Genomic DNA, 251 nt, shown 5'->3' on the forward strand with positions numbered 1-251 from the left:
GGCGGCACCTTCTATGTCGGCCTGCAGCGCGTCAGTGGCGACAGCGCCTGGATGAGGGTCAACGGCACCAGCGGCGGCACCCTGGCCAACGACAGCTACAACTCCAGCTACGACAACGCGCGGGAACGCTCCTGGCAGGTGCGCTACGACCACAACTTCGCCGCCTTCGGCGTGCCGGGTCTGACCCTGATGAATCGCTACCTCAGCGGCGACAACGTGCACACCGGCAGCATCACCGACGGCAAGGAATG

General features: G+C 65.7%; 1 protein-coding gene. It reads left to right on the forward strand.

Going from position 1 to position 251, the window contains the following annotated elements; translation table 11 throughout:
* Positions 1-251, forward strand: a 251-nt coding sequence (locus FS767_RS22425; RefSeq protein WP_144968277.1) for an OprD family outer membrane porin, incomplete at both ends; no start/stop codon positions are given.

Origin of the sequence: Pseudomonas sp. DE0010 (genome assembly GCF_007680745.1) — a bacterium.
Classification (GTDB): domain Bacteria; phylum Pseudomonadota; class Gammaproteobacteria; order Pseudomonadales; family Pseudomonadaceae; genus Aquipseudomonas; species Aquipseudomonas parafulva_B.